This is a genomic window from Arthrobacter sp. TmtSoilC77 (genome assembly GCF_059739415.1).
This window is the reverse complement of the sequence record NZ_AP046050.1, coordinates 3,759,936-3,774,614: the sequence shown is the minus strand read 5'-3', so window position 1 is coordinate 3,774,614 and position 14,679 is coordinate 3,759,936. Positions and strand designations below refer to the sequence as shown.

The window sequence follows — 14,679 nt, the reverse complement described above, 5'->3', positions numbered from 1 at the left end:
AGACGGGCTGCCGGTCAGCGACGCCGCATGTCAGCCCTTTGGCCGCAGGTCGTAGATCCGGCGGAGCTTGCCGTTGGAACGCTCAAGGGAACCGGGCTCTACAACTTCAACCACGCAAGAAGACCCGACATGAATCTTGATCTGCTCGCGCAAGGTGCGGGCCGCCGTCGTGCTTGACTCTGCGGGGACGTTTTCGCGCCGCTCGATTTTCACGGTCAGCGAATCCATTCGCTTGCCTTCGGGGCGGGTGATTTCGAGCTGGAAGTGCGGGCTGAGCTCGGGGATGCGGAGGGCGATTTCCTCGATCTGGGAGGGGAAGAGGTTCACGCCGCGCAGGATGATCATGTCGTCGCTGCGACCGGTGATGCGGCCCATCCGGCGGTGTGCGGGGCGGGCGGTGCCGGGGAGCAGGCGGGTGAGGTCCTTGGTGCGGTAGCGGATGATCGGCAGCGCTTCCTTGGTGAGGGACGTGAAGACCAGCTCGCCGGGTTCGCCGTCGCCCAGGACCGTGGAGTGATCGAAGGGATCGATGATTTCGGGGCGGAAGTGGTCTTCCCAGATGTGGCAGCCGTCCTGCGTTTCAACAGCTTCGCCAGCCACGCCCGGGCCCATGACTTCAGAGAGTCCGTAGATGTCCGAGGCCTTGATGTTCATGGTGGTTTCGAGCTCGTGGCGCATTTCTTCGGTCCACGGCTCGGCGCCGAGCACCGCGTACTTCAGCGATGTGGAGGTGGGGTCGATGCCCTGGTGTGCCATGGCGTCGGCGATGGTCAGCAGGTACGTGGGGGTTGCCAGGATGGCGTCCGGCTTGAAGTCCTGGATGAGCTGGATCTGGCGTTCGGTCTGGCCGCCGGACATCGGGATGACCGTGCAACCGAGCGCTTCAGCGCCTGCATGTGCCCCGAGCCCGCCGGTGAAGAGGCCGTAGCCGTAGGCGTTGTGGACCTTCATGCCGGGTCGGACGCCGGAGGCGCGCAGGGAACGGGCCACCAGGGTTGCCCAGTTGGCGAGGTCGTTCTTGGTGTAGCCCACCACTGTAGGGCGCCCGGTGGTGCCGGAGCTCGCGTGGATTCGGGCAACCTCATTCTGGGGCACCGCGAACATGCCAAACGGGTACTCCAGCCGGAGGTCTTCCTTGGTGGTGTAAGGGAACTTGCCGAGGTCGCTCAATTCGCGGAGGTCGGTCGGGTGCACGCCGGCTTCGTCGAACTTGCGCTTGTACAGCGGCACGCGATCGTAGGCGTAGGCCACCGTGTGCTGCAGGCGGCTGAGCTGGAGTGCTTCAAGCTCGTCGCGGGACATCGTTTCTTCGCGGTCCAGGATGGGGGCGGTTGCCGTGGAGGCGGGCGATGTGGGCGCGGCGACGGTGTTCTGGGTCATCTGGAGTTCCTACTTCTTGGAGATGGTGCGGCTGCGGCCCCGGAACTCTGCAATGAGTTCTCCGGGATCTGGATCGGGGGTGGCGCCCGCGGCGCCGGCTGAAGCCGCGTAGATCTGGATGTCGTAGAGGCCGCTGCGGCCAGTACTCGCGCGACGGTTTGCGACGGCGGTAATCACCTGGCCTTCGAACGCCGGCTTGATAAAGTTGATGTCGACGCCGGACGCCACCGTGATGTTGGCAGCTTGCTTTGGCGTTGGGTTGGCCGGGTTGCAGGCCAGTGCGAAGGCGGTGTCCGCGAAGGCGAAGATCATTCCGCCATGGGCCATTCCGAATCCATTGAGCATTTCCTGGCGGAGGTGCATGCGGATGGTGGCATGGCCGTCGTCGATCTTGAGGACCTCAATGCCCATCCATTCAGACGCGTAGTCGTTCGTCAGGATGTGGTGCGTTGCACCGGAGAGGGTTGTTTCAACCATGCGTCATTGCCTCCAGCTTTATTTACCGAATGTTCATTAGGTAATCCCAGATCGGCCCAACTGTCAAGACTGGACAAGCTCAGGGCCGGGATTTGGACGCGCCTAGTAGCCTCGAAGACATGCCCGAAATTGAGCTTCCGATCATGACCGAACGACTCATTCTGCGGCGTTTCGAGGCCGAGGACCTTGAGCGGTTCCACGCCTATCAGTCGCTGCCCGAAACCGCCCGGTACCTGCTCCGAAACGAACTGACCAAGACGCAATCCATGGAAGTCCTGGGCCGCTACGCGAATGCGCAGTTCAGGCATGAAGGCGATTGGGCCTGCCTCGCCATCGAGCTCCAGGACCGTCCGGGACTCATGGGCGAGATCGTCCTGAAATGGCTGGAGGGAACAGGCCAGGCTGAGCTTGGCTGGATCCTCCACCCCGAGGGCAGGGGGCAGGGAATCGCGACGGAGGCGGCGGAGGCTGTCATGAAGCTGGCGTTCGGCCAGTTGAACTTCCACCGCATAGACGCGAAACTCGATGCCCTGAACACCGGCTCCGCCGGTATCTGCAAACGCCTGGGGATGCGGCTTGAGGCCACCCTCGTGGACAACTGGCACTACAAAGGCCAGTGGGCCACCGAGAACATTTATGCGATCCTCGACTCCGAATGGCGGGCGCGCCAAGAGGGGGCTTGACGGCGTCAAAGCCCCAACGCGTCAGCCGCCGCCCACCAGCCAGCCAACCGCCAGCCAAGCGAAAAGGGCGCCGCACCCTAAAGCCAGCCCACCGCCGTCGTGCCTTTAATCCTGGATCGGCCAGGTCTTGTGGTGCTTAAGCTGTTCGGTGAGTTGTGCCTCCGGCAAAGGCCGGCTGAAGTAGTAGCCCTGCCCGCTGGTGCACCCAATGCTGAGCAGGAAGTCTGCCTGCTCTGCGGTTTCGATTCCCTCCCACACAGCACCGAGGCCGCACGCACGAATGAGTTGCAGGACTGCCGCGAGGAGGGCGGGCTGCGCGGGGTCGCTACCGAGTGCCGAGAGGAGCGTTCGGTCCACCTTGACGGCGTGCACGGGCAGGCGGCGGAGGTAGTCAATGGAGGAGTAGCCGGTGCCGAAGTCGTCGATCTCCATCTCGACGCCCAGCCGCCGCAGGCTGTTCAGCGTGTATCGGTCGAGGTCGTTGCCTTGAATGACAGCGCTTTCGGTCAGCTCCAGGACCAGCAGCGATGGGTCCAGCCCGGCCGAGGTCAACGCTTCGCGTACGTCCTCCACGAACTCCAGCCGCTGGAGGTCTGCGGCGGACACGTTGATGCGCATGTTGAAGTCGTGGCGTCCCGTCAGGGGATCGCTGCGCCATCGCTGCAACTGCTCGACGGCGGTGCGCAGCACCCAGCCGCCCAGATCGGAAATCATCCCCGTTTCCTCGGCGATGGGAATGAACTCGTCCGGCATGATCATGCCGCGGGTGGGGTGATTCCAACGGACCAGGGCCTCGACGCCTTCAATTCCGCGGGTGTCCAAGCGGATGATCGGCTGGTAGTAAAGCACCAGCTGCGAACCGGCGATCGCTTCCTTGAGCTCACCCACGAGTTGGTTGCGCAGTTGCCGGGCAAGGAGCATGTCCGAGTCAAAAACCTTCAACTTGCCGCGCCCATCCGCCTTGGACTCATACATGGCGATGTCCGCTTCCATCATCAGTTCCTCGGCGCTCTTGCCGGGATCTGCCATACGGAGGCCCATGCTGGCGCCACACCGTACGTACTGGCCTTCGATCTCCATTGGACCGTCCATGGCGGCCAGGATCCGGTTGCCGATCGAAGCCGCCTTCGCGGCGGTAACGTCCTGCAGCAGGATCGCGAATTCGTCGCCGCCCATGCGGGCAACCATGTCCTCCTCGCGGACGGCAGCGCTGATGCGGGCTGCCACCGTTACCAGCACCTTGTCTCCGATGGTGTGGCCCAGGGAGTCATTGACGCCCTTGAAGCCGTTCATGTCCATCAGCAGAATGGCCGGCCGCTGATTGCCATTGGGTTCCCTGCCCTGGGATTCTGCCAGCGCGGCGGAGAAAGCGGAGCGGTTGTGAAGGCCCGTGAGGGGATCGGTCATCGCCATGTGCTGCATTTCGCGGTGGGCCTCGTGCAGCTGCCGGGTGCGGTCCGCTACCCGCTGCTCCAGCTCTTCATAGACAATCTGGAGGTCCTCGGCCAGGAGGTTGGTACCCATGATCACGGCGTCGATCTCGTCGCGGGCATCGGAGATTTCAATCCTGGTGTGCAGGTCTCCCGCAGCAAGCCTGACGATGCCATCAAGCAGCAATCCCAGACGTGGATCTGATGCGGCATTCGAGTTTTCCTCGGACATGGTTACTCCCCGTGCGGTTCGCCTCGCCGCTCAACCATATCCCGGAGGTATTCGCGAACGGCCGAACTTCGATCAGGCAGCGCTGCCTGATCGAAAAGGCTCGCGGTTTCGCTAAAAGTTGCCACGGCTTCTTCCCGGCGGCCCAGGGCAAGCAAAGTCCTGGCCAGGAGGAAGTGCGACTCCGCGGAGGTTTGGGTGGCGAGGATCGAAGACCGGGCACACAAAGGCTCAAGGATGGTGAGGGCTTCCTGCATGTCACCGTTGAGGTAGTTCCAGTGGGCGCGGACCAGGGACATTTCCAAATGGTCCCGCTCGGAACCGCCCACGATGTCTGTAGCGAGCTCCGCCCGCTCGATGCAGCGGAGGGTGGCGGCATCACTCAGCCGGGCCTGAAGCCGCATTTCGGCTGAGGCGCGGTTGAAGCGGGCCCACAAGTCCACGTCCTTGGATGGTGACAGCCGTTCGGAAGCAAGATCGTGGTACCGGCTTCCATCTTCAACCCGGTTTGCCAGGAAAGCGACGTTGCCGATCACCCAATAGCCCTTGCCCGCGGTGTCTTCGTCGATGTCTTCGGTCAGCAGGGATTCCAGCTCCAAGCACTCACGCCAGGCATCGTCCAGCAGGCGGCTTTCGGCAAGGGAGGCAATGAGTGCGCGCTGTGCCAGGATCTGTACATAGACCAGGTCCGCGTCCCGGGCAGCCAGCTTGGCGGCGTCCGCGGCCATGGCAGCGGCCTCGGCCAGACGTCCCAGGCCCTGCAGGGCAACGGCGACCATGGTTCCGGCTTTGGCTCCAAGCTCAGGCGAGGACGCCGTGAGCTGGTGCCCGTTCAGTTCCAGTGCCAATGCCAGGTATTCATCGATCCGGCCTTGGTCCCGGAGGCATTCCGCCTGCAAGTAACGCATATTCCACCAGGACACTTCATCCCCGGCATCAGCGGCAAGATGTGCAGCTTCGCCGGCCAAGCGAAAGGCCTCATCAAAGTTACGTTCTTTCCATTTGGCGCGCGCATTGAGTCCGGCTACAAGATGGGGCGTTAATTGTGGACTCTGCATGTGCCCATTATCCATGTCCATGGTGAAGAAAAGCTCGTATAGTTTGCCACGTGACCTTTTTCAAGTCACACCGGTAATTCGCATCAGTATGAAAGGGCACAGCGGATGAAGAAATTTGCGGCAACACTGCTCATGGCAGCAGTTCTGGCAGTAACGGGGCTGGCTGCTCCGGCTAACGCCGAGCCTTCGCAGGACAGTAACAGCACGGCAATCGGCTGGTGGCCGAACAGCACAACCACCAAAACGAATACCACCACCATAGGTTGGTGGCCGAACTAAATTGGGGGAGCGCCTCTCAAGGCCAGATGACTCAAACTGATGCCCCGGGCTTTTGCTCGGGGCATCGGTTTTGTTGCGGAGTGTGTCGCGGATTAGTGACTTTGCGGTCAGGTTTCAGGCCAGCCGTTGACGGAGCTGTCAAGGCGAGGCACAAGACGCCATGAGGGCGTCAAGTGAGAAGGAAGGCGAAGTCAACTGGCAATTTGGGGATGTCAACCCGGCCCTTAGGGACCACCAACCGGCAACTCGACGGAAACCGTAGTCCCTGAGCCCAGCGTAGAGTCGAAGACCATCCGCCCCATATGGCGGCTGATGATGTCCTGGGCGATCGCAAGCCCGAGGCCGCTTCCGGGAACGGCGGCTGCCGTGGCGTTTGAGGCCCGGTAGAACCGCGTGAAGATGTGGGGAAGATCGTGTTCGGGGATCCCCAGGCCTGTGTCCGCCACCTTCACCAGTGCTGCACGGCCACCGTCTGCCGATGCAAACATTGAACTCGTGATGCCCACCCGTCCACCTGCCGGGGTGAACTTGATGGCATTGGCCACGATGTTGGTGAAGACCTGTTCCAGCTTGGCTTCATCGGCGGTAACCTCCACGTCCTCGGTTCCCTCGGTGAAGGACACAGCCACCTGCCGGGACTCTGCCAGCGGCCGCAAGGTGGCCACCACCACCTGGAGGAGCTTGGCAATATCCACCGGTTTGAGGTCCAGGTTGCTTCCGTCCTGCATGGATACGGTCAACATGTCCTCGATGAGCCGGCGGAGCCTGTCGGAGTTCCTGGCGATCACGTCCAGCATCTTGCTGATGCCCTCAGGAACAGGGCCGCCCGAACCGTCCCTGATCATGTCCAGGTAGGCCGTGATCGAGGTTAGGGGAGTCCGGAGTTCATGGTTCACCGTTGCCAGGAAGTCCGTCTTGGCCTTGTCCAACTGCCTGAGCTGGTGCAGTACGCGTTGCTGGGCGCTGATCAGGTGGCCCTGAATGAGTCCGTGCGCCACATTGCCGGCGACGTGCTGCATCAATGCGATCTCAGGCCGGGTCCAATCGTGCTGTTCCCCCACCGTTGTGAGAAGGATGATGCCCAACGCTGACCCACCTTCGCCCACAGGCAGCAACACCGATGACACGGGGTTGAGCTCGCACGACCACTCTTTCAGCGCCTGGGTGATCCTGGATTCCGGCTGGGTGCGGTGGTCTGTAACCGCCAGAACGTCAGCTTCGGCCCATAGCCTGTTGGCTGTCTCGACGATCAGGTTCTCGCTGTCGCCCAATCTGGCTGGCAGCATGGGCGTGCCCGGCCGGTTCCATTGGGAGCGAATGGAGGGGACACGTTCGTCCCGGAAGGTTGCAAACCAAACATGGTCCATTCCAAGGGCTTCGCCAAAACCCCGGACCACGTGCTCGGCAATCAGCTGGGGATCGTTGGTTTGCCGGATGGCGGACGAGACGTTTCGTAGGCTTTCGCGTAAGGCTTCAATTTCTCCCCGGGACCGCGCACGCTCCCTGGCCCTGCCAATCAGGGTTTCGGCACGGTAGACAAGTTCATCGGCACGCACGGGGTTCATCACATAGTCCACAACGCCCCAGGCCTGGGCTTCTTCAAGGTCTACGGATTCGCCGGCGTTCAGGAGCAGCAGCACGGGAACGCCCGGATTCCGAAGACCATGCGCCAGGGAGTTCTCCACAACCACCACGGACGGACTTTCGGTTTCCAGCCGCGACGCCATGGAAGCGGTGTCTGCGGCGGCGAAAACTTCGAACCCAGCGGCTTTGAGCGCAGCCTTTGTTAAGGCCAAACGATCAGTGTCTGAATCCGCCACGACGGCGGAGCGGGAAGAGTGCTGCACATCGGCCCCGTTCTTACCCACTGAGCCCCCTCCGTTACAACGTTCGTTCACCGTAATTCCAGATTTGGCAACACACTATCAGCGCCACCGCGGGCTTCGGACCCGCAGGGCCATTTGATCCTCAATTGCGTCGCCCTTCAGGGCATTGCGTCGGGGAGAAGAGCCTTTACATTCGGAGCCGGATTAGACAGCCTAGAGGATGAGAGCCCGGGGGAGGCCTTGTCCTCCTGCTGTCCGCGAGGAAACGACAAGGAGACCAGTGAACCAACCAGCAGCACCGCAAGACCACCAAGAGGTGGCGTTCGAGTTGGAACTGGAAGAGTCCGGAATCCTGCGGCTGACGTGGCCACGCGGCTCCAGGATCCAGCAGACGGATGCCCAGCGGGCGATGGACCGGGTCAACGAGCTCTGTGGTGAAGCGCGCCACCCGATGATCGTGGACATGGCCACCACTGCGGACGTCACAAGGGGCGCCCGCTCCGTCTTCGCCAAGCCCTGCCAGGCCTCACGGATCGCCCTCTGGGGTTCGTCCCCCGTGGACAGGGTCATTGCCAACTTCTTCATTGGCATCATGAAACCGCCGTGCCCCACAAGGTTCTTCACCTCCGAAACAGAAGCCCTGCAATGGCTGAAAGAGCATTAGCGCCACTTATATTTGGAGCATGCTGTCCACGCTTCGGAAATATTTGCTGGTTCCCCGCCTGATCCGGCTTTCCTCGGCCGCGCCCAAGGACCCGCTCACGGCATGGGACCGCTACTGGGGAAACGTCCGATCCACCGGGGCTTCCGGCGATGTGTTGTGGGATTCCGGCAGCTCTCATGAACTTGAGGGTTACGTGCCCAAATTCGCCCGCATGGATCAGTCCCTCCCGGTGGTGGACGTGGGGTGCGGCAACGGCAGCTTCACGCGCTTGCTGGCCCAGCATTTCCCGCACGCGCTTGGGCTCGATTACTCCGCTAACGCCGTGAACCGCGCACGGCAAGAGGCGGGGGACATCACGACGGCGTCATTCGCCGTGTGCGATATGACGGCACCTGACGCTGCGCGGACTGTCGTGACGGCCCTTGAAGCTGCGGGCTGGACAGGCGATGCCAACGTGTTCATCCGAGGTGTATTGCACGTCCTGGACTCCAAAGGAAGGGCCGCCCTGGCCGCAAACCTGTTGCCCGTCGTCGGATCCCGCGGCAGCGTGTTCCTGGCCGAAACCAACTTCCCCGGCACCCCCATTGATTACGTCAGCCACCTCGGCGCCACCCGCCACTCCATTCCTGCACCGTTGGAGTGGGCCATCAAGGGCTTGCCGATGCCGGGCCGCTTCGGCGCCGCCCAGCGGGCCAAGGCGTTCCCGACGGCGGACTGGAACCTCCTCGAGGAGGGCGCGACCAGTATCGAGACCCGGCCCCTGAGCAACCCCTCGGACCCTGACCTCATTCCGGGATACTTCGCCCTGCTCCGCGCACGCTAGCGCCGCACCCGCAGCGCCGCCCCGGCTGACGCCCGCCCCGCTCACCACGAGGAGTGGCACAGGATTCACTGGGGCCGTTGAATTGGAATAAGGTCCGAGTGCCGGTGAACAATCCGCCAGGCGTCGTCCTCGCGGCGGTAGACCTGCGTCGTTCGCATGGTGTAGTCGTCAGGTGAGCCATCAACAATGGCCTGGCTGTGTTCCAACCCAACCGTGTAGGCGAGGCTGCCGCTGGCACCGGCCGCGACAACCTCGAACTCGAACCCGGTGGCGCCGTCGAACCGGTGGGCTTCCCGGCGAAACTTGGGTTCCAGATCAGTCCAGCCGGCTCCGGAAATGTGCGCACCGAACAGTGTGATGGGGTCAGTGTGGGACCACAAAGCGATGCGTGGTGCCACATCGCCCTTGTGCAGGGCCACCGTCATATCGCGCTGCTTGGGAAGGATCTCGGCCAAGAAGGCCTCGGTCTCCCTTCCCATAGCCTGTCTCTCGCCCGTCATGGGGCCCGTCCGGCCAGCGGGCAACGGAACGCTGGCCTCTCCCGCCGGGAAATCAGCGTGACGATGCACGATCCGCCAGGCATCATTTTCACGGCGGTAGACGTGGGTCACCCGCAAGCTGTATTTCCTCGGAGTGCCCTCAACGGTGGTGGTGGTGTGCTCGTAGCCGACCGTGTAGGCAAGGTCCCCGCTGACGCCGGCCGCGATGATCTCAAGTTCGAACGAATCCGATTGCGAGAACCACGAGGCGACGTTCTGGAACATGGGCTCAAGCTCTGCCCGGCCGCTGCCGCTGAGGATCGCACCGAAGAGCGTCAGCGGATCGTTCTGCGACCACAGCGCGAGGCGCGGTCCGGCGTCGCCGTCGTGGATTGCACCGTCCGCGGCAAGCTGTTTCGGAACCATCTCGGCGAGGAAATTATCGGTCTCGGTAGACATGGCCAACTCCATTACAGTGAGACTGTTTTGAATACTGTTAGAATGCATCCAATGGGCGCAAAAATCAAGAGGCCGTACGACTCCACCCGCCGGCAGCAGCAGGCTGCAGAGACACGGCGAAGCATCATCATGGCTGCCAACGAGCTGTTTATCTCGCAGGGATACGGGCAGACCACGGTCAAGCAGGTGGCTGAGCGGGCGGGCGTCGCCGTCGAAACCGTATACGCGGCGTTTGGCACGAAAGCTGCGCTGCTCCGGCACGTTTGGTACGTCGATTTCCGCGGCGACGAGGCAGACGTGACCCTGTACGACAGGGCGGAGATGCAGGCCATCCTGGCCGAACCGGACCTGCCCACAAGGATCCGACGCCACGCCGTATTCGTCACAGCGAGCAATCGGAGGATTGCCCCACTCCTTGAGGCCCTCACGGGAGCAGCAGCGAGCGAGCCCGACGCCGCCGCCATGCTCGGCGAATGGGCCGACCGCCGCTTGGATGTGGCGACGCGCTACGCACACGCTGCGGCTGCCACCGGTCAGCTCGGCGTCACCGAGGAGGAATGCCGCGACGTGTTGTTTGCGACCATGGACGGCACGCTCTGGACCCGGTTCGTAGAGCAGCGCGGCTGGAGCGATGAACGGTTCTCGGACTGGCTTGGCGCGATGTGGATCAGTATGCTCGTCCGGGAGTAGCTACGCGCCGCTACTTGAGCCCGGCTCCAGGAACAAGTTCCGTGGCGCCCAGCGAGTCGGCAACGAACGCGTAGTCCCAAGCCCGCTCCCGCCACTGAACGTACCGGCCGGACGCTCCGCCGTGGCCGCCGTCCATCTCGATCTTCATGACGATCGGCTCCGAGCCAGTGGATACCGAGCGCAGCGCCTGCACCCATTTGGCCGGTTCCACGTACAGCACGCGGGTGTCGTTGAAGGACGTCACGGCGGCGATCTTGGGGTAGGGCACGCTCCGCACGTTCTCATACGGAGTGTAGGACTTCATGTACGCGTAGGCTTCGGGATCGGTGATCGGGTTGCCCCATTCCTCCCATTCCAAAGCCGACAGGGGGAGCTCGGGGTCCAGGATGCTGGTCAGCGGGTCCACGAACGGCACCTGCGCCACTACTGCAGCGTACTTTTCCGGAGCCATATTGGCGATGGCACCCATGAGCAGGCCGCCAGCGGAACCACCCATGGCCGCAATCCGGGAAGGATCCACCCAGCCGGAAGCAGCAAGCCAGTCGGTGGCAGCGATGAAGTCCGTGAACGTGTTCTTCTTGGTGAGCTTCTTTCCATCCTCGTACCAGTGACGGCCCAACTCCCCGCCACCGCGTATGTGGGCAATAACCATGACGATCCCGCGGTCCAGCAACGACAATCGCGCAACGCCAAAGCCCGGGTCCATGCTCATCTCGTACGAGCCATAGCCGTACACCAAGCCAGCGGCCGTGCCGTCCTGCTGTACCGAAGCGTGACGCAGCACTGACAGCGGAATCCGGGTGCCGTCGTCGGCGGTTGCCCACTCACGCGTGGCCACATACTCCTGCCTGGAGTAGCCGCCCAGTATCGGGCTTTCCTTGCGCAGCAGCAGCTGGCCTGAGGGCAGCTCCGACGTGGGCAGAACAAAGTCGTAGACGCGGGACGGTGTGAAGTAGGAGGTGTAGCCCATGCGAATCACAGGGGCCTCGTAGTCGGAACTGGAAACGCCGGCACTGTAGAGCTCTTCGTCGAAGGCCGGCTCCACTGGCGCGGCCTGCTGCGGCGTGCCCAGGCCCGTGAGCGGCAGCACCTGGACACGCTCGATGGTGTCCTTGCGGACGGACAGCACCAGGTGCGTGGAGGTGACGCCCGCACCGTTGACGCGGACGTCGTCGGAATGCCCGACGACGGTCCGCCACTGCTGCTCTGCCAGCGGCTTGGTGAGTTCGGACGGGTCAACCAGGCTCACCATCGAATTGATGGCGTCCTTGTTGTGGGTCAGGAGAAGGGTTTCCTGGCCATCAAGGAGGAAGGGCTCGGCCTCGTAAAGAACGTGCTCCGCACGTGGAATGACCGTGCTGAGCCCGGCGTCGTAATCGTCAAAGCGGAGCAGCCGGGTCTCGCTGAACTCGGAGCAACCGATGCTGAGCACAAGGTGCCGCCGATCGGAGGCGAGATCGAAGCCCAGCCACATGGCGACGTCGTCCTCCTGGTAAAGAACCTCATCCTCGGCAACCGGCGTGCCTAATACGTGGGCCTTGACCTGGTAGGGGCGCCAGGAATCGTCCACCACGGTGTAAAAGATGCGGGTGCCGTCAGGAGAGAAGGCCACGCCATAGAAGATGTTCTCGATGACGTCCGGCAGGAGTTCGCCCGTCCGGAGGTCCTTGATCCGCAGCGTGAAGCGTTCATCGCCGGAATTGTCCACGGCGTACGCGTAATGGTTGCCGTCGATTGTCACGGCAGCGCCACCGATGCTGAAGAACGGCTGGCCCTCGGCTTCCACGTTTCCGTCAAGGAGTACCTGTTCGCCCGGGATCTCCACGCCCGGCTCAACGGATGGCGGAGTCCAGTCGGCCACGGGGTCACCCGTGTTCCGGGCAACTACGCGGCAATGGATGCTGTATTCCTTGCCCTCCACCGAACGGCTGTAATACCACCAGCCATCCTTCCGGCTGGGCACAGACAGGTCAGTTTCCTGCGTGCGGCCCTTGATCTCCTGGAAGATCGCTTCCCTCAGCGGTTCCTGGTGGGCGGTCACAGCCTCCTGATAGGCGTTCTCCGCTTTCAGATGCTCCACTACTTCTTCGGATTCCTTGTCCCGGAGCCACTCGTAGTTGTCCACGAAGACGTCGCCGTGGTGTTCGCGGCGGCTGGGGACGCGTTTGGCAACAGGCGGCCGGGGTGCTGAACCGTTGACAGGGGCAGCGGCAGGCGCGGAGGAAGTGTGGCTCATATGGCAACTCTATAGATGGCCTCTGACACGGAACCACTGATTTCGCTCAGAGCGCCCGCACATGCTCATTAAGGCCCGATGGGAACAACTTGAACCTTCACGTCAGACTCGCGTCATGACTTGGGGTGTCTTCGCACTGCTTAGGAGGCGAGCACCGCTTGGTGCCGTTCCGATTCTTGGAGGGTCAGATGGGTTTGCTTCATGTGCAAGGCCGAACCACGGATTTTGCCTTCGATGTTGAGCTCCTTCTCTGCCTTCAACACGACGGGGCACTGATTGTTGAGCTGCCCGTGGGCTGTACTGACGGAGAAGAGCCCCCCTTCCGCGACGATGGCCAGTAGCGGTAGCTAATCAGTGGATTTATCCGAACATGCCATAACCACCGCAGTGAGTTTGCGGCCCAGAGCTGGAAGCCGGGAAAGGACACCGAACCGCGACCCCAACATAGCTCAAAACAGTGGCTTCCTGGCTGTGTCGGCGGGGCTGGTGGGTGTGGTGAGCTACGCCTGCACCTTGCTCATGGCCAACATGCTGGGGACAGCGGATTATACACAATTCGCCGCCGCCGCGATGATCCTGGGCGTGGTGGGGATCGTGGCCAATGCAATGGTTCCGCTTCCTCTGTCCCACGTGGTCGCCGTGCATCCGGAAGGGTCCGAAGAGCGGCGGAACGGCGTGGCCTTCTCGGTCTTCGTGTCTTGTCTGGCGGGAGTTGCCGCGGCGGCCATCACCGGCGGCGTGACTCTCGCGCTTGCCACCCCGGACCTGGCAGCAGCGGTGGCTCTGGCAGCCTTTGTCATTTTTGTCGTGAATGCGCCCGCCGGGTGGCTCCAAGGCGAACTCCGCTTCACTTGGTACGCAATGTCCACCATCGGCGAGGTTGTCTTGCGGTTGATCTTCAGCCTGCTGGTGATCCTTATGGCGTGGGGTGCCGGGGGAGCGGTCATCGGTTTTGTCGCGGGGTGCCTGGCACCTCTGGTAGTGCCCTGGTCGTTTTATCGGGATCTCCGTTGGCGTCCGGGGGTGCTGCTTCAGAAGTGGCGGTGGGCCGAAACGAGCGATATTGCATCGGTCCTGTGCGTCGTGTCCGTGCTGGTGGGGACCGACGTCGTACTTGTCGGCTTCCTGGACAACGGCTCGGTAGAAGCAGCAGGCTTCCAAGCGCTCGCCACCATTGCAAAGGGGCCCGTTTACGTGGCCGCCGGGACAGCGCTGGTGGCATTTCCCTTGCTTCGCACCCCTGGCGTCAAGGTCAGCGAGGTGCTGGGAGCTTCATTCGCCTCGTTCGGGCAGCTTGTGGTGGTGGCCTTCGCCATCATCGCCACGGCACCGCCACTGATGTCCGGCCTCATAGTTCCGCCGAAGTATCACGGCTCCCTTGGACTCCTGCCATGGCTGGCGGCTTCCGGTCTCGGTTATGCCGTCCTGATGGTGCTCGCCACCATCCTTTTGGCCATGCGTGCCTACCGCCGCTGCCAAATCGGCCTCGCTTGCGCGTGTCTTCTGGTTATCGGCGGGCTGTGGATCGGCTGGCAGGTGAACGCCGTCCCGGGAATGGCCGTGGGATCTGCCGTCGGTGCGGTGACCGCTGGCCTCGTCCTGACACTATTGGCGCGTCCGGTGCTGGCGGCTACCAACCAGGGAAAGGGGACGGGCAGGTTCGCCATCCTGGCGTTCGCCCTGATCGTGGTCCTTGCCGGAGCCGCCCACCTGCAGCCCCTGCTCTGGTTGCTTCTCGCCGGCATCAGCGGAGTCACCGTTCTTGCCCACCAGCGCGGCATGCTGCCGCACAGGAACGACTTCAGGACCTCCCGACGTCGGCAGGCTGGCAGACGCAGCAAATCTACCGGCCGCCGGTCGAATAGGGCACTTCACCGACGTGCTTCTCCAAGAGGACGCCACTACTCCTGATTCAGCGGAGTTGTAAGGGGCAGGGAGCCCTCCAGAAATGTAGAGATGGGAAGAC

General features: G+C 62.7%; 13 protein-coding genes. 6 read left to right on the top strand and 7 right to left on the bottom strand.

Features of this window, described 5'->3' with window-relative positions; all coding sequences use genetic code 11:
• Window positions 1-30: 30 nt before the first annotated feature.
• Both paaK and AC6I99_RS17325 read right to left on the bottom strand, forming a co-directional pair.
• Window positions 31-1,380: a phenylacetate--CoA ligase PaaK gene (gene paaK, locus AC6I99_RS17330; protein ID WP_224088719.1), complete on the bottom strand. Its 1,350-nt coding sequence runs from the start codon at window positions 1,378-1,380 to the stop codon at window positions 31-33.
• Window positions 1,381-1,389: 9 nt separating this feature from the next.
• The gene (locus tag AC6I99_RS17325; RefSeq protein WP_497944522.1) at window positions 1,390-1,857 is read right to left on the bottom strand and encodes a hotdog fold thioesterase; all 468 of its coding nucleotides are present in this window, start codon (window positions 1,855-1,857) and stop codon (window positions 1,390-1,392) included.
• 119 nt (window positions 1,858-1,976) lie between these two features.
• On the opposite strand from AC6I99_RS17325, the gene AC6I99_RS17320 reads away from it, so the two are divergent.
• Window positions 1,977-2,540, top strand: a complete 564-nt coding sequence (locus tag AC6I99_RS17320) for a GNAT family N-acetyltransferase (protein ID WP_224088715.1) — start codon at window positions 1,977-1,979, stop codon at window positions 2,538-2,540.
• Window positions 2,541-2,645: 105 nt separating this feature from the next.
• On the opposite strand, the gene AC6I99_RS17315 is transcribed toward AC6I99_RS17320, so the two are convergent.
• Window positions 2,646-4,202: a putative bifunctional diguanylate cyclase/phosphodiesterase gene (locus tag AC6I99_RS17315; protein ID WP_497944523.1), complete on the bottom strand. Its 1,557-nt coding sequence runs from the start codon at window positions 4,200-4,202 to the stop codon at window positions 2,646-2,648.
• Between the two features lie 2 nt (window positions 4,203-4,204).
• A complete protein-coding gene (locus AC6I99_RS17310; protein ID WP_497944524.1) occupies window positions 4,205-5,257 on the bottom strand; it encodes a hypothetical protein in 1,053 nt (350 codons plus the stop codon).
• 105 nt (window positions 5,258-5,362) lie between these two features.
• Here AC6I99_RS17310 and AC6I99_RS17305 point away from each other — a divergent pair, with 105 nt between their 5' ends.
• Window positions 5,363-5,536 carry a hypothetical protein gene (locus AC6I99_RS17305; protein WP_224088709.1) on the top strand — a complete coding sequence of 58 codons (174 nt, stop codon included), beginning with the start codon at window positions 5,363-5,365 and terminating at the stop codon, window positions 5,534-5,536.
• A gap of 224 nt (window positions 5,537-5,760) precedes the next feature.
• On the opposite strand, the gene AC6I99_RS17300 is transcribed toward AC6I99_RS17305, so the two are convergent.
• Window positions 5,761-7,404, bottom strand: a complete 1,644-nt coding sequence (locus AC6I99_RS17300; RefSeq protein ID WP_224088707.1) for an ATP-binding protein — start codon at window positions 7,402-7,404, stop codon at window positions 5,761-5,763.
• A 238-nt stretch (window positions 7,405-7,642) separates the two neighbouring features.
• On the opposite strand from AC6I99_RS17300, the gene AC6I99_RS17295 reads away from it, so the two are divergent.
• Both AC6I99_RS17295 and AC6I99_RS17290 read left to right on the top strand, forming a co-directional pair.
• Window positions 7,643-8,026, top strand: coding sequence for a DUF7793 family protein (locus AC6I99_RS17295; protein WP_497944525.1), 384 nt, complete (start codon window positions 7,643-7,645; stop codon window positions 8,024-8,026).
• A 19-nt stretch (window positions 8,027-8,045) separates the two neighbouring features.
• Window positions 8,046-8,849, top strand: a complete 804-nt coding sequence (locus tag AC6I99_RS17290) for a class I SAM-dependent methyltransferase (protein ID WP_497944526.1) — start codon at window positions 8,046-8,048, stop codon at window positions 8,847-8,849.
• Window positions 8,850-8,914: 65 nt separating this feature from the next.
• Here AC6I99_RS17290 and AC6I99_RS17285 read toward each other — a convergent pair whose 3' ends face one another.
• Window positions 8,915-9,787 carry a nuclear transport factor 2 family protein gene (locus AC6I99_RS17285; protein WP_497944527.1) on the bottom strand — a complete coding sequence of 291 codons (873 nt, stop codon included), beginning with the start codon at window positions 9,785-9,787 and terminating at the stop codon, window positions 8,915-8,917.
• Between the two features lie 51 nt (window positions 9,788-9,838).
• On the opposite strand from AC6I99_RS17285, the gene AC6I99_RS17280 reads away from it, so the two are divergent.
• The gene (locus AC6I99_RS17280; RefSeq protein ID WP_497944528.1) at window positions 9,839-10,477 is read left to right on the top strand and encodes a helix-turn-helix domain-containing protein; all 639 of its coding nucleotides are present in this window, start codon (window positions 9,839-9,841) and stop codon (window positions 10,475-10,477) included.
• 10 nt (window positions 10,478-10,487) lie between these two features.
• Here AC6I99_RS17280 and AC6I99_RS17275 read toward each other — a convergent pair whose 3' ends face one another.
• A complete protein-coding gene (locus AC6I99_RS17275) occupies window positions 10,488-12,713 on the bottom strand; it encodes a S9 family peptidase (protein WP_497944529.1) in 2,226 nt (741 codons plus the stop codon).
• Window positions 12,714-13,067: 354 nt separating this feature from the next.
• Here AC6I99_RS17275 and AC6I99_RS17270 point away from each other — a divergent pair, with 354 nt between their 5' ends.
• Window positions 13,068-14,624 (top strand): lipopolysaccharide biosynthesis protein, encoded by a 1,557-nt coding sequence (locus tag AC6I99_RS17270; RefSeq protein WP_497961408.1) that lies wholly within the window; start codon window positions 13,068-13,070, stop codon window positions 14,622-14,624.
• Window positions 14,625-14,679 lie beyond the last annotated feature (55 nt).

Excerpts from the sequence above, each read along its gene's own strand:
- AC6I99_RS17320 (WP_224088715.1), top strand. The coding sequence starts at position 1,977 with ATGCCCGAAATTGAGCTTCCGATCATGACCGAACGACTCATTCTGCGG.
- AC6I99_RS17280 (WP_497944528.1), top strand. The coding sequence starts at position 9,839 with ATGGGCGCAAAAATCAAGAGGCCGTACGACTCCACCCGCCGGCAGCAG.
- AC6I99_RS17310 (WP_497944524.1), bottom strand. The coding sequence starts at position 5,257 with ATGCAGAGTCCACAATTAACGCCCCATCTTGTAGCCGGACTCAATGCG.
- AC6I99_RS17275 (WP_497944529.1), bottom strand. The coding sequence starts at position 12,713 with ATGAGCCACACTTCCTCCGCGCCTGCCGCTGCCCCTGTCAACGGTTCA.
- AC6I99_RS17305 (WP_224088709.1), top strand. The coding sequence starts at position 5,363 with ATGAAGAAATTTGCGGCAACACTGCTCATGGCAGCAGTTCTGGCAGTA.
- AC6I99_RS17285 (WP_497944527.1), bottom strand. The coding sequence starts at position 9,787 with ATGTCTACCGAGACCGATAATTTCCTCGCCGAGATGGTTCCGAAACAG.
- AC6I99_RS17325 (WP_497944522.1), bottom strand. The coding sequence starts at position 1,857 with ATGGTTGAAACAACCCTCTCCGGTGCAACGCACCACATCCTGACGAAC.
- paaK (WP_224088719.1), bottom strand. The coding sequence starts at position 1,380 with ATGACCCAGAACACCGTCGCCGCGCCCACATCGCCCGCCTCCACGGCA.
- AC6I99_RS17315 (WP_497944523.1), bottom strand. The coding sequence starts at position 4,202 with ATGTCCGAGGAAAACTCGAATGCCGCATCAGATCCACGTCTGGGATTG.
- AC6I99_RS17290 (WP_497944526.1), top strand. The coding sequence starts at position 8,046 with ATGCTGTCCACGCTTCGGAAATATTTGCTGGTTCCCCGCCTGATCCGG.